Annotated in this window: 24 protein-coding genes; 18 read left to right on the top strand and 6 right to left on the bottom strand. The window is 60.1% G+C overall.

Annotation, left to right across the window (positions count from 1 at the left end; all coding sequences use genetic code 11):
• Nucleotides 1-25 precede the first annotated feature (25 nt).
• The 6 genes from LCU97_RS00885 to LCU97_RS00860 all read right to left on the bottom strand — a co-directional run bounded on the left by LCU97_RS00885 (nt 26) and on the right by LCU97_RS00860 (nt 2,770).
• Nucleotides 26-349: a pyocin activator PrtN family protein gene (locus LCU97_RS00885; protein ID WP_106271166.1), complete on the bottom strand. Its 324-nt coding sequence runs from the start codon at nt 347-349 to the stop codon at nt 26-28.
• On the bottom strand, nt 342-521 hold the full coding sequence (locus tag LCU97_RS00880; RefSeq protein ID WP_232775347.1) for a hypothetical protein: 180 nt from the start codon (nt 519-521) through the stop codon (nt 342-344). Before LCU97_RS00880 ends, LCU97_RS00885 begins: the two co-directional genes overlap by 8 nt.
• Nucleotides 508-792, bottom strand: a complete 285-nt coding sequence (locus LCU97_RS00875) for a phage antirepressor KilAC domain-containing protein (protein WP_232775346.1) — start codon at nt 790-792, stop codon at nt 508-510. The genes LCU97_RS00880 and LCU97_RS00875 overlap by 14 nt, the downstream gene beginning before the upstream one ends.
• A gap of 10 nt (nt 793-802) precedes the next feature.
• Nucleotides 803-1,387 carry a hypothetical protein gene (locus tag LCU97_RS00870; RefSeq protein ID WP_232775345.1) on the bottom strand — a complete coding sequence of 195 codons (585 nt, stop codon included), beginning with the start codon at nt 1,385-1,387 and terminating at the stop codon, nt 803-805.
• A 271-nt stretch (nt 1,388-1,658) separates the two neighbouring features.
• Entirely contained in the window at nt 1,659-1,970 is a 312-nt protein-coding gene (locus LCU97_RS00865) for a hypothetical protein (protein ID WP_232775344.1), read from the bottom strand.
• Between the two features lie 26 nt (nt 1,971-1,996).
• Nucleotides 1,997-2,770, bottom strand: coding sequence for an XRE family transcriptional regulator (locus tag LCU97_RS00860; protein ID WP_232775343.1), 774 nt, complete (start codon nt 2,768-2,770; stop codon nt 1,997-1,999).
• Between the two features lie 106 nt (nt 2,771-2,876).
• Here LCU97_RS00860 and LCU97_RS00855 point away from each other — a divergent pair, with 106 nt between their 5' ends.
• The 18 genes from LCU97_RS00855 to LCU97_RS00770 all read left to right on the top strand — a co-directional run bounded on the left by LCU97_RS00855 (nt 2,877) and on the right by LCU97_RS00770 (nt 16,991).
• Complete coding sequence (locus tag LCU97_RS00855) at nt 2,877-3,164, top strand: transcriptional regulator (protein ID WP_332875333.1); 288 nt, start codon at nt 2,877-2,879, stop codon at nt 3,162-3,164.
• A 328-nt stretch (nt 3,165-3,492) separates the two neighbouring features.
• A complete protein-coding gene (locus LCU97_RS00850) occupies nt 3,493-4,011 on the top strand; it encodes a phage regulatory CII family protein (protein ID WP_072348342.1) in 519 nt (172 codons plus the stop codon).
• Nucleotides 4,004-4,231 (top strand): TraR/DksA family transcriptional regulator, encoded by a 228-nt coding sequence (locus LCU97_RS00845; RefSeq protein ID WP_232775342.1) that lies wholly within the window; start codon nt 4,004-4,006, stop codon nt 4,229-4,231. Before LCU97_RS00850 ends, LCU97_RS00845 begins: the two co-directional genes overlap by 8 nt.
• Nucleotides 4,221-6,440, top strand: coding sequence for a VapE domain-containing protein (locus tag LCU97_RS00840; RefSeq protein ID WP_232775341.1), 2,220 nt, complete (start codon nt 4,221-4,223; stop codon nt 6,438-6,440). The genes LCU97_RS00845 and LCU97_RS00840 overlap by 11 nt, the downstream gene beginning before the upstream one ends.
• Nucleotides 6,433-6,792: a PA0613 family protein gene (locus LCU97_RS00835; RefSeq protein ID WP_232775340.1), complete on the top strand. Its 360-nt coding sequence runs from the start codon at nt 6,433-6,435 to the stop codon at nt 6,790-6,792. Before LCU97_RS00840 ends, LCU97_RS00835 begins: the two co-directional genes overlap by 8 nt.
• Nucleotides 6,793-7,304: 512 nt before the next feature.
• The gene (locus LCU97_RS00830; RefSeq protein ID WP_103894417.1) at nt 7,305-7,649 is read left to right on the top strand and encodes a phage holin family protein; all 345 of its coding nucleotides are present in this window, start codon (nt 7,305-7,307) and stop codon (nt 7,647-7,649) included.
• A 147-nt stretch (nt 7,650-7,796) separates the two neighbouring features.
• Nucleotides 7,797-8,399, top strand: a complete 603-nt coding sequence (locus tag LCU97_RS00825) for a terminase small subunit (RefSeq protein ID WP_232775339.1) — start codon at nt 7,797-7,799, stop codon at nt 8,397-8,399.
• Nucleotides 8,400-8,403: 4 nt separating this feature from the next.
• Nucleotides 8,404-10,416, top strand: coding sequence for a phage terminase large subunit family protein (locus LCU97_RS00820; RefSeq protein ID WP_232775338.1), 2,013 nt, complete (start codon nt 8,404-8,406; stop codon nt 10,414-10,416).
• 1 nt (nt 10,417) lies between these two features.
• Nucleotides 10,418-10,624, top strand: a complete 207-nt coding sequence (locus tag LCU97_RS00815; RefSeq protein WP_014339651.1) for a phage head-tail joining protein — start codon at nt 10,418-10,420, stop codon at nt 10,622-10,624.
• The gene (locus LCU97_RS00810) at nt 10,624-12,105 is read left to right on the top strand and encodes a phage portal protein (RefSeq protein WP_232775337.1); all 1,482 of its coding nucleotides are present in this window, start codon (nt 10,624-10,626) and stop codon (nt 12,103-12,105) included. The genes LCU97_RS00815 and LCU97_RS00810 overlap by 1 nt, the downstream gene beginning before the upstream one ends.
• Nucleotides 12,102-13,262, top strand: coding sequence for a head maturation protease, ClpP-related (locus LCU97_RS00805; RefSeq protein ID WP_232775336.1), 1,161 nt, complete (start codon nt 12,102-12,104; stop codon nt 13,260-13,262). Before LCU97_RS00810 ends, LCU97_RS00805 begins: the two co-directional genes overlap by 4 nt.
• Complete coding sequence (locus tag LCU97_RS00800; protein WP_232775335.1) at nt 13,259-13,603, top strand: head decoration protein; 345 nt, start codon at nt 13,259-13,261, stop codon at nt 13,601-13,603. Before LCU97_RS00805 ends, LCU97_RS00800 begins: the two co-directional genes overlap by 4 nt.
• Before the next feature lie 61 nt (nt 13,604-13,664).
• Entirely contained in the window at nt 13,665-14,660 is a 996-nt protein-coding gene (locus LCU97_RS00795; RefSeq protein ID WP_072348331.1) for a major capsid protein, read from the top strand.
• 2 nt (nt 14,661-14,662) lie between these two features.
• Nucleotides 14,663-14,977, top strand: coding sequence for a head-tail joining protein (locus LCU97_RS00790; RefSeq protein WP_232775334.1), 315 nt, complete (start codon nt 14,663-14,665; stop codon nt 14,975-14,977).
• Nucleotides 14,974-15,636 (top strand): hypothetical protein, encoded by a 663-nt coding sequence (locus LCU97_RS00785; RefSeq protein ID WP_232775333.1) that lies wholly within the window; start codon nt 14,974-14,976, stop codon nt 15,634-15,636. The genes LCU97_RS00790 and LCU97_RS00785 overlap by 4 nt, the downstream gene beginning before the upstream one ends.
• The gene (locus tag LCU97_RS00780) at nt 15,623-16,153 is read left to right on the top strand and encodes a hypothetical protein (protein ID WP_232775559.1); all 531 of its coding nucleotides are present in this window, start codon (nt 15,623-15,625) and stop codon (nt 16,151-16,153) included. Before LCU97_RS00785 ends, LCU97_RS00780 begins: the two co-directional genes overlap by 14 nt.
• On the top strand, nt 16,150-16,713 hold the full coding sequence (locus LCU97_RS00775; RefSeq protein WP_232775332.1) for a phage baseplate assembly protein V: 564 nt from the start codon (nt 16,150-16,152) through the stop codon (nt 16,711-16,713). Before LCU97_RS00780 ends, LCU97_RS00775 begins: the two co-directional genes overlap by 4 nt.
• Nucleotides 16,714-16,772: 59 nt before the next feature.
• Nucleotides 16,773-16,991 (top strand): hypothetical protein, encoded by a 219-nt coding sequence (locus LCU97_RS00770; RefSeq protein ID WP_232775331.1) that lies wholly within the window; start codon nt 16,773-16,775, stop codon nt 16,989-16,991.
• Nucleotide 16,992: the final 1 nt, after the last annotated feature.

Raw genomic sequence — 16,992 nt, 5'->3', positions numbered from 1 at the left:
TGGCTGGTGGTGGCAGCCGTTACGGTTAGGCTTCTTCTGTTGCGTCGGCCTGGGCCTTCGCGTGGACTTCGTCGGCCTTGTAGGCCTGGATGTCGATCAGTGCCGCGACGTGGCGGATATGCGCGTACTTCGGTGCCTTGCGGCTGCTGTCCAGCGTGGTCACGGGCAGTTGAATGCGGCCGCTGGTGATTTCGGCTGCAAATGACTGCTCGTTGAGGTTGCGGAAGTACTGCACGCGCAGCTTTTCGAGGGGGATAAGCACGTCGCCGAAGGTGCGATACAGCAGCTCGACGGTGGCCGTTTCTGGTGCTGGCATCAGGCGCAGCGGGTTTTGAGGCTGGTTACTCATGAGGCTTTTGGCTCTCCATGCGTTTGTGTCGGGCTGGGTGGTTCCAGGCATTCAGGCAATGGCGTTTGGTCAGCTCGCGCAGATGTTCCGGCACCTCAAGGAGCGCGGCGTTGCGCTCCTCTCGGGTACGTAGGGCGATGATCTGGCGGGCGTATTCCCTAGGCCACGTCACGGTTGTCTGCCGGGATGGCAGGGAGGTCGAGGCCTAGTTGCTCTGCTAGCCAGGGAATGCCGGCCTGCCGGACGCGTGTCGATTGGCTGTACTGCATGCCCAGCGTGTCGTGGTACCAGTTGCTGTCCTTGACCCGCAGGTATTCACGGTCGCGGACGGGGAACGCCGGTAGGTTGCGGTCGGTGAGCAGGCCCTTGTCACGCATGAGCTTGATCAGGGCGGGTCGGGTCAGGCCGAAGTGCTTGGCGGTCTTTTCGAGATTGCGCTCCATGGCATACCTCCTAAGCTGCGTGCGCGGCGGGTGTCGCCAGCGCAGCCAGGTGGTTGATGGATTCGCAGACCTGCTCATACAGCTCGTCGTCGGTGCCGTATACCGTGAAAGACTTGGTGCGTGGGCTTTTGACGCCGATGCTCATAACCACGGTGATACCGGAGCGTGACCGTGTCCTGTGTACGGCTAGCCTGATTGGCAGTTCAAAGCCCAGGTCCAGGTCGAGAAAGCCGCCTGTTGAAACCAGTCTGTAAACCTGTTCCCGCTGCTGGCTACTAAAAGCGCCGTACTCGCGTTCAGCATGTCGTTTCGGCTGGGGGGCGCCTGCCAGGTCTGAAGGACCGTTAACGACCTCCTCAATGAAGTCGGCGAGCTTCAGGTGTGTTTTCTTGGTGTTGGGCACGGTCAGTGTGTGACGCTCTGAGCCCAGCTCAACAGTGAAGGTGCTGTCGGTTTTGTTGCGTTCAACTTTCAGCCGAAACGCCAATACATCGCGTCGATACAGGCGTCGAAGGGTGTGATTGAACGTTCCGCTCAGGTTTACCTGGGCTTTAAGTAGCGTCAGCGTGCGGTTATCCATCAAGAATTTGCTCATGCCGCCCGGCCTCCATCGTTTGGGTCGAAGGGGGTAGGTAGAGAGCTTTTCGCAACGAGCTTAGGTTTTTTGTTGTGAAGAATGACCAAGCAACCGGTGGTGGATTGGAGTTGCTCGATCAGTTTGGGGTTGCTGCTGCAGGCTGGATGGACGTGCAGAGTTGCAGTGGTGTGCATGGTGTTGCCTCGCTCTGTGGTGGAAGAGTGAGGCAAAAAATAACCTAGGTTTTAATTTATGGCAATAACCTAAGGTTTAATTTTCGGAGTTGTCTTTATGCGGTCGCAGATCTTAAAGAGGAGACCTCATGCTGAAGCTGGCTGACAACGACCTGGAGAAGCTCTGTGAAGGTCTCCGCATAGAAACGAGGTTCGGTCTTGAAGGGGTGCATGGTGGATTTGTTGGCTCCGAATCGTTCGCCGGCCTCTGTCAGCCTTTTGAAGGACTTCATTACTCCGCTACCTGTTGTGCTCGGATACTCATGATTCTCGGCATGCCCTGCTTTGATGAGGGCGTTCATGATTGTATTGGCATCAAAGGAGACGCCATGCTCAGCGAGCAGTGATTTCAAGGTTTTGATTTCCATATGTCATCCTTTACGTACTGACGTTGTCAAAGCAATGTTGAGTTCGCAGGGTTTAGTGTCGACCACCAGAAGACACGGCCAATGATCTGGATCCGTTGTTCCATAACCTGATCCAGCGTGTAGTCTTCGTCCGCATATTCGGCGCGGTTGAAGCTGCGCAATCTGATAGACCCACCAGGTAGTCGATACACAAACTTAACCCGCAGTAGCCCGTCATGGTCCAGGGCATAGAGCTGGCCGTCTATGATCCGGGTCATGCCCTTGTCTATGCCAATGGTGGCTTTATCGAGAATGAGAGGGTGGTTCGAGTTGCCGCTATTGGTTGCGCAAGCGGCATTCTTAGGGTCGATACCAGCCTTTCTCAATGTGTAGCTGGAGAAGCGAACCTTACGGTACGCATCTATCTGTACTGCAGACCTACCAATGCCGGATGCCATTTCGACTTCTTTGTAGAGAGGCAACGCAACTTCATCGTCATCCAGCGGGGTAGTGTCATCCCAGGTGGATAATTCACCCAATATGACTGGGGCTCCGTCCACTGCCTGTTTTGATTCCGATTGTTCTTTCGATGATGGAGGAAGCGTACCTAACTCCAGCCAGTCCACATCCACTTGAAGGGCCCGCGCAATGGCAGCAATAAAGCGACTTTTCTTGCTCTTGCCAGAGGTGAGTTTTTGGATGGTGGTTTGTGTGCATCCCGCTGCAGTAGCAAGTCGATCCTGCACCATGTTGCGTTGCTCCATGGCGTAGACCAAGCGGTCCGCCAGCTCTGGAAGCACTGAGGTATCGAGATAATTCATCATGGCGCCATGCTAAAACCAAGGTTATAGATTGTCCAACAACCTAGGTGCTTGACAGATTATTCCCTAGGTTGTAATTTCGCCTCCGCATTAAGGAGGAATCACAGTGAAAACCACGCATCCATTGGAAGTCTGCTCAGATCGCAGCTCGTCGCCGCTTGATGCTCTGAACAGGGCATTGCAAGTTTGTGGCAATAACCAGTCGGAACTTGCACGCCGTTGCGGCGTGAAGCAGCCCCATGTGTGGAAATGGCTCAAGGCCGGTCGCGTCCCCACTGAGCGGGTGCTTGCTGTCTCACGCGCCTCGGGCGGAACCGTCCTGCCGCACGAGTTGAGGCCAGACCTTTCTGAAATCTTTCCTGCTCCTTTAGCGGGAGTCGCTTCGGCGGCATAGAAAAAAGGCGACCCAAAGGTCGCCCAGTTCCTCCCGGCACGCACCACCACAGCGCTGTCGGGTCGCGATAAAGGTAGGCGGGCACACCACATGCAAACCACCTCTCCTTATCGCGCTTTCCCAAGGCTCGGAAGCCTTGGTGTTGCTGCCTTTTCCACCACAGATTGGGCAGCTGTTGCGCCAGGGGTGAACAATGGATTGCTCGCCTCGGCACGGTGCCGGTGTCGATCCCGAAGATCTATCCGGCGTTTGGGCCCTTTCAAGCCACGCGGCAAATGTATCACCACTGCATGTCGCGCGGCACTGGCAACTTTCAAGGATTAATGCCATGAGCCGAATCGCTCTGAGTTGCGTCGAACGAGCACAGCGGGAAGTCCTGCCGCTTGATCTGGCGCTTTACCATGCCGCACGGGATTACCCAGGCGGCGCCGCTGCAATCGCCGCCACCACTGGCCGAAACCCCACCACGCTGCAGCACAAGCTGTCTCCCACACACCCTAGCCACTCGGTGAACATCCAAGAGTTTGGCGAGATCCTCGAACTGACGAAGGACAGGCGCATTCTGGATGCGGTGCATGCGTTGGTCGGCGATACGATCTGGCATGAGCTGTCTGAGGTGTACACCACTGACATGCCAGAGACGTTGACGGTCGGCCTCGCCGAATATTTCCGGCAGGTGGCCGATCTGGCTGATACCTGGGCCAAGAGCATTGGCGATGGGGTGGTCAGCGACCACGAGTTGGCCGCGATTCGCCTGCAGGTATTTCGAGGTATCCAGGGGCTGCTGGGATTGTTCAACCGCGCCACGTACGTCAACCACACAACGCGGGGTGACGGCCGTGGCTGACATTGCTGATTTCGCCAATGACTTGGTGCAAGAGCGCATCGATCAGGCACTTGCGGCTCGCGCTGCATTCAAGCCGGCGATGCCCAGCCATTCCTCGTTGTTCTGTGACGGCTGCGGCGGGGCTATTCCCGAAGCGCGCCGCCTGGCTCTGCGGGGCTGCACTCATTGTGTGACGTGCCAGTCCTTCAATGAGTTGCGGGAGGCTCGGTATGCTCGATGACGTGCTGAATCAATTTGCCGACTATGGCCTGGAACCTGCGCAGCCGCTGATTTACGGCGAGCTGACTCGATGCAAGACCGCCCTGGACAAAGGCAAAGAGAAAAACGGCTGGTACATTCTACACGAGCACCACACCGAGAAGGGCGAAACCCTGATCTTCGGCGCGTTCGGCGACTGGCGTACAGGTGAAACGCAAAAGATCAAGGTAAAGCCCGGTCGGATGACGCCTGAAGAGCGCGAAGTCATGCGCGCTCGTCAGGAGGAAGCCAAGCGCAAGGCCGCCGAGAAGGCTGCCAACGCTGCCCGTCGAGCGGCTAACCGTGCCGCTGCTTTGTTCAAGCGGATGCCCGAGAAAGGCCGTAGCGTCTATCTGGATCGAAAGCAGATCGTAGGCCTCGGCGTTCGTTATGCCCCGCGCTCCGGCGCGGTTTTGGTGCCCATGCAAAATGCTCGGGACCAGATCGTCGGGCTGCAAGTGATATTCCCCGAGAAGCAAGAGGAAACCGGCAGGGACAAGTCTTATTGGCCCTACGGCATGTCGAAAGAGGGGGCTTTTCTTCTGATCGGTCCGCACCCGGAGCCGGGTGAGCCGATACTCGAATGTGAGGGGTACGCCACCGGAATTAGCCTGCATATGGCGACCTCGCTCACGGTTGTGGTTGCCTTTGACGCGGGCAATTTGCTGGCTGTCGCCAAGATCATGCGTGAGCGTTTTCCCGGACGCCCGATCATCATCTGCCGTGACGATGACTGGAAGACCAAGCGCCCGAATGGCGAGCCCTGGAACCCAGGTGAAGAGAAGGCCAACAACGCGGCTACGGTTGTGGGTGGTCAGGTCGTCGGCCCGATCTTTTCGGGTGAACGAGAGGACAAGTGGACTGACTTCAACGACCTGCACTGTGCCGAAGGTCTGGAGGCGGTGCGTCGGCAGGTGCTGGCGGTGGTCAAGCCTCCTGCAGCGGGTGGCTGGAAAGACCGGTTGGCTCGGACCGAAAACGGCATGTTGATCGCCCATATGCAAAACGTCGAGCTGATCCTGAGCAACGACGAACGCTGGGCCGGTGTGATTGGGTTCAGCGCTTTCAGCTCAAAAATCGTCAAGCTGCGTACTGCCCCGTATGGCGGCGGGGTTGGCGATTGGGCTGACATCGATGACATGCTGGTGATGAAGTGGCTCGCCCAGCAGTACAACTTGCGGGTCAAGGCCAGCAGTGTGATCGAGGCGGTCAGTGTGGTTGCCCATGACAACGCCTTCCATCCCGTGCGCAACTACCTCAGCGGCCTGGAATGGGACCGAGTGCCACGGCTTGATACCTGGTTAACCGACATCATGGGGGTAGCCCCTTCGGACTACAGCTCGAAGGTTGGCAAGCGCTGGATGGTGTCAGCGGTCGGCCGGGTGATGCAGCCCGGTTGCAAGGCAGACTCGGTGATGATTCTCGAAGGCGCGCAGGGCGCCGGTAAGTCTACGGCCATGTCCGTGTTGGGCGGTGATTGGTTTATGGATACGCCCTTCGCCCTGGGTGATAAGGATGGCTTCCAGGCGATTCGCGGCAAGTGGATCGTGGAGCTGGGAGAGCTGGATAGTTTCAACAAGGCTGAGTCCACCAAGGCAAAGCAGTTCTTCTCGGCCTCGACCGACACCTACCGCGAAAGCTATGGCCGCAGAACGATGGACGTGCCACGCCAGTGTGTTTTCGTGGGTACGACGAACCAGGATGAATACCTGAAGGACGCCACCGGCAACCGGCGCTATTGGCCGGTCGCATGTACCAAGGTGGAGTTCGACAAGCTGCGCGAGATCCGCGATCAGCTATGGGCCGAGGCGATGTTTTGCTATCAGTCCGGCGATATCTGGTGGGTCAACCGGGAGGAGGCGCCGCTGTTCGCTGAGGCGCAGGAAGAGCGCTTTGTTGTGGACGAGTGGGAGGGCCCGATCCTGGCTTGGCTGGAAGAATCTCAGATTGGAGAAACCGCGACCGGCACCGACATTTTACTCGGGGCTTTGAAGCTGGACTATGGACATTGGGGCAAGCCAGAGCAGATGCGGGTCGGGGCGATCATGCACCGGTTGGGTTGGCGGAAAGTCCGGCTGCCAGCTTTGCCTAAGAGTGGTGTCCGGCCCTGGGGTTACAAGAAGCCGCAAAATTGGGGCGGGGCATCGAACCTGAAAGTGCAGCCGGTCGAGGAGCCATGTTTCGATGATTAAAGAGATCGATGCGCGGCTGCGTAAATGGGCCGAGGATCTGCATTGCGGCCTGAGTGCCGGCGGGCTCGCCGGTGGGAACATGGTTGCCATGATGATGGAGAGCAATGGGCAGTTGATTCGAGGCCGACGTGCGTTCCGAGCGCCGTTGGAGGGCTCGCTGGATATCGAGTTGATTGTGACCAAACATCTCGACCCCCAGCATGTGCAAATTGTGCGAGAGCACTACTGCAACCAGGACTCCGACATGCGCTTGAAGTACGCCCATTGCGGCTGTGGGCGCGACACCTACTATCAGCGTCTGCATGACGCTCACCTCTGCATCTATTGGCTGCTGATGGGGATCGCTGCTTGATCCTGTTTGCGCCCGTCGCTGTCCTACCGGCTCGCCTTGTCCCACTGCTGTTTAGTGCAGTTGGACAAGCGCGGGCCGCGTTGTTCTTGGGCTGTCCTACTGTCCAACTTTTCCGCACGTCCCGCCCATGTGTGAGCGTAGCGGGAGCGTATACGCGCCCATGGCGCGCACGCGTGCTCTTAGCTTTTTCTCTTTACGTGAGAGAAGAGGAAATAAGGTAGGACAGCGGGGCAGGCCCCGAATTTAGGCGCCTGTAGCTGTCCCACTTCGATCTAAGGTAGTGGGACAGGCAGGACAGCGCCACAGGCGCTGGAAGCCGAAATAAAGATATTCGCCGACATTGCCTAGGCGTTCACCAGACATTCACCGGGTGGCATTAAAACAGGCTTGCTGCCACCGGAATCGACCTGTAAAAAGTACTCATCTTCGATAGGTGCGACCGCATAAAGCGGCCGACACCACACACCATACCCGGCCCTTGCGCCGGGTTTTTGCGTTTAAGGGGCAGGGCAATGACGAACGAGCAGCAAGCACTGGCAGAGATGCCGATCTGGTTAGTAATTCTCCTGGCCTTGGTCGGTGGCGTATCGGGGGAGATGTGGCGGGCGGACAAGGACGGGGCGCGGGGCTGGGCATTGCTGCGGCGCCTGGCTCTCCGATCCGGCGCCTGTATCGCCTGCGGGGTGACGGCGATGATGTTGATGATCGCTGCGGGCATGTCGATCTGGACGGCCGGCGCCCTGGGATGTTTGACGGCGATGGCTGGTGCCGATGTCGCCATCGGCCTTTACGAACGCTGGGCCGCCAAGCGGCTGGGTGTAGCAGAGGCACCGCCGACTGGCGGTGGGCAGGGGTGATTTTGGCTCCGGGGACCCTGGGAACATACAGGGGACACGGGGTCGCAAACCCGCGGGAAAGCGTTAGCGGCAGGGTTGCCAGCTTACTGAAATTCAACCCGTTGAAATTGAAAGGTTCGCATTGAAAAGCCGTTGAAAGGAGGGCTCATGACAGAACCACAGTACCTGTCGAAGAGCGCCTTCGCGGCCCGGATCGGCAGGGCACCGAGCTACATCACCTGGTTGAAAAACAACAACCGGCTGGTGCTCAGTGCCGACGGCAGACAAGTCGATGTTCAGGCCAGTGAAGCGTTGATTCGCGACACTGCCGACCCGAGCAAAGCCGCCGTTGCCGAGCGTCACCAGCAGGACAGGATTCAGCGTGACGTGTACGGCCGGCTTTCAACCTCGGTTGAGCCGACTTGCACGGCTGCGCCGCCGCCCGCGAACACCCCTGCGGGGCAGCTCCCCGACTTCCAGAAAGCCCGCGCACTGCGCGAGCACAACTTGGCCCAGCTCGCCGAAATTGAGCTGCACAAGGCCAAGGGCTCATTAGTCGCGTTGCCCGCTGTAAAAACGGGCGCCTACAACGCTGGCCGGCTCCTGCGCGATCAGCTGTTTGGCATGCCGCCACAACTGGCGCCGGAGCTGGCGGTCATGACTGACCCCTGGGAAATCGAAAAATACCTGACGGCGGCATTACGCCGCACGCTGGAGGATGCGGAACGCCTGTCCTCGGCGGACCTTGAACACGCCCTGAACACGAGTTGAGCCTATGCCCACGGAAATCCCTGACGGTGCAGAGGTGTACCGCGAGGCGTATTTCCGTGGGCTGCGTCCGGACCCGGATGTCTGGATCGATGTATGGGCCGACGAGTACATGCGCATCCCGCGTGACACCGGCGCTGCCGAGCCCGGCCAGTACCGCACGTCGCGTACACCGTACGCCCGCGAACCCATGCGTTGCTTGTCACCGGCTCACCCCAGCAAGCGCGTGGTGACCATGGTCGCCTCGCAGCTGATGAAAACTCAGATCGCCTTGAACTGGATCGGCGGCCTGATCCACATGGCGCCGTCGAACATCCTGACGTTGCTGCCAAGCCTGGGCTTGGCGAAACGCGTGTCCTCCCGGATCGGCAAAACCATTAAGGCCACACCGGTCCTGCGCGAGCGTGTGGCCTCCAGCCGCTCGCGAGACTCGCGCAACACCATGGACACCAAGGAGTTCGAAGGCGGTTCGCTGTACGTCACCACGGCCGGCTCGGCGGCCAACCTTTCGGAGCTGTCGGCGCGCTACGTTTACGGCGATGAGATCGACCGCTGGGAAGTGGACATCGGCGAGGAGGGTGACCCCATCGAGCTGGCGGAAACGCGAGGCAGTACGTTCGGTCGCAATGCGAAGTTCTACTTCTCCAGTTCGCCAACCATCAAAGGTGCCTCGCGGATCTCCGACTTGTTCGAGGGCAGCGACCAGCGTCACTACTACGTGCCGTGCCCCACCTGCGGCCACAAGCAGACCCTGGAATGGGAACGCCTGCACTACTCGCGGGACTTCAGCTTGGTGCACTACCAGTGCGCAGGACCTGATTGTGACGTGCTGATCGAGGAGTACCACAAGGCCGAGATGCTCGCCAAAGGCGAGTGGCGCGCCCATGCCGAGGGCGACGGCGAGACGGTGGGGTTTACCCTCAACGCCTTGTATTCACCGCTCGGCTGGATGGACTGGAAGTCCCTCGCCAAGCAGTTCGAAAAGGCCAAAAAAGCCCAGGCCAAGGGCGACCTTGAGCCGATGCAGGTGTTCTACAACACCCGTTTGGCGAAGGTCTGGGACAGCGCCCAGGAGCAAACCAAGGCCGATACCCTGAAGCACCGGGCACGCCTGGAAAACTTCACCCTCGGCTCGATGCCGGCCGGCGTGCTCATGATCACCGGCGCCGTCGACGTCCAGGCCAACCGCCTGGAGTTCATGGCGATGGGCTGGGGCGTCGGCATGGAGCGCTGGGTCATTGACTACCAGATCGTTGCGGGCGACCCGGCAGATGAGCGGACCTGGGCTGCGCTGGACGAATTGCTCAAGGCCAAGTACCGGCATCCCTGCGGTGTTGGCCTGGGTATCCTGGCAACGGCTGTCGACTCCGGCGGCCATCACACCGACGAGGTCTATCAGTTCTGCCGCGTGCGCCGCTGGCGAAATGTGTTCGCCATCAAGGGCGCGAGCAAGCCCGGCAAGCCGGTGATTGCCCAGCGGCCATCGATGGTGGATGTGACCTGGAAAGGCCAGACCGAACGCAACGGTGCTGAGCTGTGGTTTGTCGGTACCGACACGGCGAAAGACTGGATCTACAACCGCTACCCATTCGAGTCCGGCCCTGGCGCGCTGCATTTTGCCAGCGACCTGCCGGACGACTTTTTCGCGCAGTGCGTAGCTGAACGTAAGGTCGCCCGTTACGTGCGGGGTCACAAGCGCATTGAATGGGTCAAGGGCAAGGCCGAGCGCAACGAAGCCCTCGACCTGATGGTGTACTGCCTTGCCATGGCGCATTACCTGGGAATCAACCGCTACAAGGAGCACGACTGGGAGCGGGTCCGTCAGGCCCTGGCGCAGTCTGGGTTGTTCGATGACGCGCTGGGGATCAAGCCTGTGCAGGGCGAGCGAGTCACTCAGCCAGTTCCGGCGGCCATGCCCCAACCAACCCCGCAACCTGTTGCTCAAGCGGTTCAACCACGACCCGCTGCACCTCCCCCTCAACGCCGCAGCTCCACCAGCGGCTATCTGAAGAGACGCTGATATGTCCTTTACACAAAAGCACCTCGACGCGGTTGAGGCGGCCATCGCTCGCGGTGAGAAAGTCGTGCGCTACACCGACCGCACCGTGGAATACCGCACCGTCGACGAGCTGATTAAGGCTCGCGACGAGATCCGCACCTCTCTGGTCAACTCGGCCGGGCCGCGCTCCCGCGTAGTCCGGCTGTATCACGGAGGCAAAGGAGTCTGATGGCCCGACACTATCCGACGCTCAGCCGTAGCGGATTCTTGTTGCCGTCGAACATCAAGGCCAGTTACGAAGGCGCCGGAGAGGGTCGCCGATCCACTGGCTGGGATGCACCCGACAACGGAATCAACAGCATCAACACACCGGCACTGCGCAACCTGCGTGGCCGCTCACGGGCGGCGGTGCGTAACGACCCGTATGCCTTCAACGTCATAGACAAACGTGTCAGCAACCTGATTGGCACGGGCATCACGCCTCGGCCGAACACCGATGACGGCGTGTTGCGCAAATTACTGCAACTGCTCTGGGATGACTGGGTCGACGAAGCGGACGCGGATGAGCACACCGACTTCTACGGACAGCAGGCGCTGGTCGCTCGCACCGTCGAGACCTCGGGCGAATGCTTTGTCCGGTTACGACCGCGCAGCGTGGATGAGGGGCTGGCAGTACCGCTCCAGGTGCAAATCCTCGCGCCGGAGTTTGTCCCCCACGACAAATTCGAGACCACGCGCACTGGTAACACCATACGTGCCGGTATCGAGTTCTCTCCGGGCGGCAAGCGGGTAGCCTATTGGATGTACCTGTCGCATCCCCGCGACAGCGTATCGCTGAATGCTGGTTACAACCAACTGGTACGGATACCGGCGACGCAGGTGTTACACATATTCGAACCTGTGGAACCAGGTCAATTGCGTGGCGTGCCGCGCCTGTCACCGGTTCTGAAACGCCTGCGCAGCCTCGATAACTACGACGACGCGGTGCTGTTCCGGCAGGAAGTTGCCAACCTGTTCGCCGGCTTCATCAGCCGCCCGGCGCCGGACTCTGGCCCCATGCCGAGGGATCCTGTCACCGGCCAGCCGTTGAGCCTCGACCGTGACGGGTTCACGCCCATGGTTGCCCTTGAGCCCGGCACCATGCAGGAACTGGGGCCTGGTGAGGAGGTTGAATTCTCCAAACCCCCGGATGCTGGCAACAACTACCCGGACTTCATGCGCCAACAACTGATGGCCGCAGCAGCCGGCACCGGTACGCCCTACGAGATCCTCACCGGTGACATGCGTGAGGTGAATGACCGGGCGTTGCGTGTCGTATTGAACGAGTTCCGGCGCCGACTGGAGCAACTGCAGTTCGGCGTTTACGTCCACCAATTCTGTCGCCCGGTTCGGGCTGCCTGGATGGACATGGCCGTCCTGTCCGGTGCCCTGACCCTGGACAACTACGCGCAACGCCGCCGCGAATATCTGCGCACTCGCTGGGTGCCGCAAGGCTGGGCCTACATCCAACCTGTTCAAGACGTGCAGGCCCGTCGCATGGAGGTGCAGGCCGGTTTCGCATCGCGCAGCGAAATGGTCACCCGTACTGGTTACGACGCTGAAACCGTCGATGCGGAAAACGCCGCTGACAATGCCAGAGCCCAAGCGCTGGGCCTCAACTACAACACGCACGAAGTCGTCGAGGTTACTGACGACAAGGAGCAATCATGAGCAAACCAGCGCTTCCGCGCATTTACAACAGAGCCGGCCAGCGGGTGAAAGTCCAGGACAAGACCTGGTACGCCATGCAGGAGAGCGGCGAAGCCGAGGAGCGGGTTATTGAGGTATTCGTCTACGGCGAAATCGGCAACTGGGGCATCACCGCGAATCAGTTCGTGAAGGATCTGCGCGCCATGGACGACGGCGTCTCGCCGGTGATCGCCGCATTCAACAGCGTCGGCGGCGATTTGTTCGATGGTCTGGCGATGCACAACGCATTGTCCCGGCTGGGCGAGCGTTGCACAGGCCGTGTCGATGCCCTGGCAGCCAGCGCCGCCAGTGTCGCGGTCTGCGGTGCTCATCGCGTGGTCATCGCCTCCAACGCCATGCTGATGATTCACAACCCATGGACCTATGCGGCAGGGGACGCCGAAGACTTCCGCAAGGTGGCCGATGTTCTGGATCAAACCATGGAGGCCATCATCGCGGCCTACAAGGCCAAGGCACCGGACATAGACGAAGCCGAGCTTCGGCGTCTGGTGGCGGCTGAGACCTGGTTGACCGCCAACGAAGCGGTAGCCCTCGGGCTGGCCGATGAGGTTGGCGACGGGGTGAAGGTCAAGGCGTGTCTGGGGCAGGGCGCCGTGCTGCAGCGTTACCAGCATGCCCCAGCTGAATTGCTTGCCCAACTGGATGAGCCACCTGAACCGGATATCGAGCTGGAGCCTGAACCTACTGATCCGCCCCAGGATCCTCCTGTGGCGAACTCGGCCAAGCTGGCTCTGATGATCACCCAGCGTTGTACGGCGGACGGCATCAGCAACCTGATTGAACCGCTGCTCAACTCGACCAAGCTGGAAAGCGAGGCCATCGTCCTGGCAGGCTTGGCCCGTGCCAAAGCCGTAAACGATCTCTGCGTTGCCGCTCGACTGCCTGAGTTCAGCGCCGAGTACGTCGCGGCCGGTTTGGATGCCGCCTCGGTTCGAGCGCGTCTGTTCGACAAGTTGGTGGGCAGTGGCAAAGGCTTCGAGATCGACAACAGCCTACCGCTCAACGCGGACCCGGCCCCGAAGGTCCAGGCCAAACAACCCGACCCCACCTCTATCTGGGCAGCCCGTCAGGCGGCGCAGTCAGGTAGCGCTAATACCTCGAAAGGAGCAAGACCATGACCATCAAACTGGAACCGATGCACGCCGGTGAATTCCTCCTGTCCGAGGGTGCCGGGAACATCTCGCGTGAAGCGATCAACGTCGCGGCAGGCCCAGCCTTGAATCCAGGGCAAGTACTCGGGCTGATCACTGCCACCGGCGAGTTCGCCCCTTACGACCCGACAGCCGAAGACGGCACGCAAACCGCCGTGGCGATCCTCTTCGGCCCGCTTGGTGAATCCGACGTGGGACGTCGAGCCCGTGCCGTAGTGCGTCTGGCGGAGGTGAGCGAAGTCCATCTGACTGGCCTCGACCCGGATGCCGAAAAAGCCCTGGCCTCGCATTTCTTGATCGTCCGCTGAGTCGATTCCCCTTGTTTCCAAGCCCGCTCAGAGCGGGTTTTTTCATTTCTGGAGTGTACCCATGGCCGATATCGCCATTTTTGACGACGAAGCGTTTGCCGTACCGGCGCTCACCGCCGCAATCAACGAACAACCCTATCTGCCGGGCCGCATCAGCAGCCTCGGTCTGTTTCAAGAAGAGGGCGTTGCTACCCTGACAGTGCAAATCGAGAAGGATGGCGACACCCTGGCTCTGGTGCCTGCGGGTGAGCGCGGTACTTCGGGTCTGGTGGTCGGTGCCAGCAAACGCAAGATGATTCCTTTCAACACTGTGCACCTGCCTGAACGCTTCACCATCAAGGCCGACGAGATTCAGGGCATTCGAGCGTTCGGCACCCGCACTGAGTTGCAAGCAGTACAGGACGTGGTGAACACCCGACTGGCAAAAGCACGCCGGCAGCTGGACGCTACACACGAATTCCAGCGCATGGGTGCGCTCAACGGCTTGGTCCTGGATGCCGACGGTTCGACACCTCTGTTGGACCTGTACGCCGCCTTCGGAGTGTCCCGACAAAAACTGTCCATGGGGTTGAACGACCCAAGCACCGAGCTGCGCGTTAAGTGCGGGGAGGCGCTGGACATGCAGGAGGACGCGCTGGGCAGCGTCACCAGCACCGGCTCCCGCGCCTTCTGTGGCAAGAATTTCTGGAACAAGCTGATCGTTCACAAGTCGGTCAAGGAAACCTACATCGCCACTCAGCAAGCGGCGGCATTGCGCGGTGACGCTCGGGAGAGTTTCGAGTTCGGTGGCATCGTCTGGGAGCGCTACCGTGGCAAGGTGGCCGGTGTGGCCTTCGTCCACGACGACAAGGCGCTGCTGGTGCCTGAAGGCGTGCCGGACCTGTACATCTCGGTGTTCGCACCGGCTGACTACATGGAAACGGTCAATACCCAGGGTATTCCGTACTACAGCAAGCTGGAGCCGTTGGCGTTCAACAAGGGGGTGGCCGGCGAAGCGCAATCCAACCCGCTGCACCTGTGCACACGGCCCCGTGCGCAGATCCTGCTGGAACTCTGATCGTGAGTTTTCGCGAGCTGGTCGGTGACCTGGACAACACGGTATTCGATGTCCTCGGCGACCCGGTGCTGATCGAGGGCCGACCAGTCCTGGGCATGTTCTCCGCTCCCTGGTTGCAACCCAAACTCGGCCGGATAAACACCGGCCTTCGCGAGCCGCACCTGGTCATCCGGGTGGCGGACGCCGAGGGCGTCAGCGAGCGGCAGCAGGTCGTGGTTGATCTGCCGGTGCATGACGGTGGTGGAAATTACATCATCGTCAGGCCGGAACCCGGAGGCGATGGTTTGGTGACGTTGGTATTGAGGAAGTCGCCATGAGCGTCGGCAGCTACTACAAGCAATCAGCCAGCAGCGGGGTGATTACGCTGCAGCCGGATCGATCAGATTTGAAGGCGTTCGCCGACTTCGCTGCGTTGGTCCCCAAAGCTGCCATTGCAGCCCAGCGTCGGGCCATCAACAAAACCCTGCGATGGTTGCGTACTCACATTGCCCGCACCGTCAGCCGACAGGAGCGCATTGCGGTCTCTGCTGTGCGGCAGCGCCTACGAGCCTACCCGCTCTCAGGCAATGGTCAGGGCAAGCTCTGGTTCGGTATCAACGCAATTGAGGCCAGCCGGGCCGGGCGACCAAGGCAATCGCGGTCGGGTGTGTCGGTGGCTGGACGCCGGTATCAGGGTGCGTTTTTCAAAAAGGTCTACGGCGGTCGAGCAGATATCTGGATTCGCACGGCGAGCAAGCACTTCAAGGCCAGTGATTACCCCGACAGTGAATTGTCCAGTGGAACAGGGCCTAGCTCGGGCTGGATTGCTGAGAACGGCAGTCGCTACCCCCTGGCCAAAGCCAAGATTTCACTGGAGGACGTGCGGCCTCACTTCGAATCGTGGACCAATCGTGCTCACCAGCGCCTGCTCGAGATCCTGGAGCAGGAACTGAACTTCGAACTGCAGAAGTATCTGCGAGGATCTGCCCGTGTCTGACTTCAGTCTTGAGATTTTGTATCAGGCCGTTGAGGCTCATATCGACCAAGCGATCCCCGGATTGGCCTGCGTGCGCACCATGCCTTACATGGCCGATCATATTGATTTGCCCGCTGCGGTGGTGGAGCTGGCGGAGTTGGAACCCGGCCAAGACCCCGGAACAGGGGAGACGGCGCTGGTTGCGCGCTTGGAGGTGCGCTTTATCGTCGGCGGTGAGGATGCCGAATGCCAGCAGAAAGCGGCATTCGCCGCCGCCCAAATGGCCGTGCTGTTGCGTATCCAGACATGGGGGCTGGAGGTTGAGCCCGCTGAGTTTGTTCGGGCTGCTCAAGATTGGACCCGTCCCGAATTGGATGGTTATGCGGTCTGGGTCGTTGAATGGACCCAGACAATTTATTTGGGTGAAGAAGAGTGGCCATGGCCGAATCAGCCACCCGGTACCTTGCTCTGGGGCTTCAGCCCTGACACGGGGGCGGGCAGCGAAGGAAGCTATCAGTCACCGGAGGAGATGGAATGAGCTACCCCAGTGCGCAGCATGACCGCATGCTGGCCGGTCTGGTCAAGGATTGTTATGTGGTAGCGCTGGATCTTACCGCTTCGCCGCCCGTATGCCGGGTGTCTGACGGGGACTGGGTCAGTGCCTGGGTGCGTTGGCACAGTATCGCAGCCGGCAAGGCCCGTCATTGGCGAGCGCCAAGCATGGGCGAGCAGGGAACCCTGGTCAGTGCCAGCGGGGAAGTGGCGCAAGGTACATTTATCCCCGGTCTGTATGGCAATGCTGGGGCACCGCCGGACAACCGCGACCATGTCGAGGTATGGCGTTTCGATGATGGTGGCTCGCTGGTCTACGACTGGCAGGCCAGCACTTACACCATCACCGTGCCAAGCGGTACGGTGACCATCAAAGTCGGCGGAACCGAAGTGGTCGTTACCGACAGTGCGATCAACGCCACTGCAGGCGATATCACCCTGACCGGCAATGTGCAGATCAACGGCCCGCTACGGGTAACGGGTGATATCCACGGCGGTGGAAGCATCATCGACACCTCCGGCAACACGCCGAACCACAAACACTGAGCCAGACGTTTCATCCACAGCCCGCCTCGTGCGGGTTTTTGCATTTCTGGAGCATCAATATGAGCAAAGTACGAACCGCGGCGGAGCGGTCCACTACCGAAGCGCCGACAACGATTGGCCCAGCGCGAACGTTCCGCGACACGCGGTTCACTTCGCGCACGCTAATCATGCCTGACGGCAGCCCTCTGCCGGTCATCGCCGGGAACGTGATCGCGTGCACCGATGAGCAATACGCCTTCTTGAAAGTCCATCCGGACCTGCAACCGCTGACAGAGTAAT

It is taken from the genome of Pseudomonas uvaldensis, from assembly GCF_021271205.1.
Lineage (GTDB): Bacteria > Pseudomonadota > Gammaproteobacteria > Pseudomonadales > Pseudomonadaceae > Aquipseudomonas > Aquipseudomonas uvaldensis.
Note: the sequence above shows the minus strand (reverse complement) of the source record. Positions and strands in the feature narration are given on the sequence as shown.

Excerpts from the sequence above, each read along its gene's own strand:
- LCU97_RS00805 (WP_232775336.1), top strand. The coding sequence starts at position 12,102 with ATGAGCAAACCAGCGCTTCCGCGCATTTACAACAGAGCCGGCCAGCGG.
- LCU97_RS00800 (WP_232775335.1), top strand. The coding sequence starts at position 13,259 with ATGACCATCAAACTGGAACCGATGCACGCCGGTGAATTCCTCCTGTCC.
- LCU97_RS00865 (WP_232775344.1), bottom strand. The coding sequence starts at position 1,970 with ATGGAAATCAAAACCTTGAAATCACTGCTCGCTGAGCATGGCGTCTCC.
- LCU97_RS00870 (WP_232775345.1), bottom strand. The coding sequence starts at position 1,387 with ATGAGCAAATTCTTGATGGATAACCGCACGCTGACGCTACTTAAAGCC.
- LCU97_RS00775 (WP_232775332.1), top strand. The coding sequence starts at position 16,150 with ATGAGCTACCCCAGTGCGCAGCATGACCGCATGCTGGCCGGTCTGGTC.
- LCU97_RS00820 (WP_232775338.1), top strand. The coding sequence starts at position 8,404 with ATGCCCACGGAAATCCCTGACGGTGCAGAGGTGTACCGCGAGGCGTAT.
- LCU97_RS00770 (WP_232775331.1), top strand. The coding sequence starts at position 16,773 with ATGAGCAAAGTACGAACCGCGGCGGAGCGGTCCACTACCGAAGCGCCG.
- LCU97_RS00810 (WP_232775337.1), top strand. The coding sequence starts at position 10,624 with ATGGCCCGACACTATCCGACGCTCAGCCGTAGCGGATTCTTGTTGCCG.
- LCU97_RS00795 (WP_072348331.1), top strand. The coding sequence starts at position 13,665 with ATGGCCGATATCGCCATTTTTGACGACGAAGCGTTTGCCGTACCGGCG.
- LCU97_RS00785 (WP_232775333.1), top strand. The coding sequence starts at position 14,974 with ATGAGCGTCGGCAGCTACTACAAGCAATCAGCCAGCAGCGGGGTGATT.
- LCU97_RS00875 (WP_232775346.1), bottom strand. The coding sequence starts at position 792 with ATGGAGCGCAATCTCGAAAAGACCGCCAAGCACTTCGGCCTGACCCGA.
- LCU97_RS00825 (WP_232775339.1), top strand. The coding sequence starts at position 7,797 with ATGACAGAACCACAGTACCTGTCGAAGAGCGCCTTCGCGGCCCGGATC.
- LCU97_RS00850 (WP_072348342.1), top strand. The coding sequence starts at position 3,493 with ATGAGCCGAATCGCTCTGAGTTGCGTCGAACGAGCACAGCGGGAAGTC.
- LCU97_RS00830 (WP_103894417.1), top strand. The coding sequence starts at position 7,305 with ATGACGAACGAGCAGCAAGCACTGGCAGAGATGCCGATCTGGTTAGTA.
- LCU97_RS00840 (WP_232775341.1), top strand. The coding sequence starts at position 4,221 with ATGCTCGATGACGTGCTGAATCAATTTGCCGACTATGGCCTGGAACCT.
- LCU97_RS00815 (WP_014339651.1), top strand. The coding sequence starts at position 10,418 with ATGTCCTTTACACAAAAGCACCTCGACGCGGTTGAGGCGGCCATCGCT.
- LCU97_RS00860 (WP_232775343.1), bottom strand. The coding sequence starts at position 2,770 with ATGAATTATCTCGATACCTCAGTGCTTCCAGAGCTGGCGGACCGCTTG.
- LCU97_RS00885 (WP_106271166.1), bottom strand. The coding sequence starts at position 349 with ATGAGTAACCAGCCTCAAAACCCGCTGCGCCTGATGCCAGCACCAGAA.
- LCU97_RS00835 (WP_232775340.1), top strand. The coding sequence starts at position 6,433 with ATGATTAAAGAGATCGATGCGCGGCTGCGTAAATGGGCCGAGGATCTG.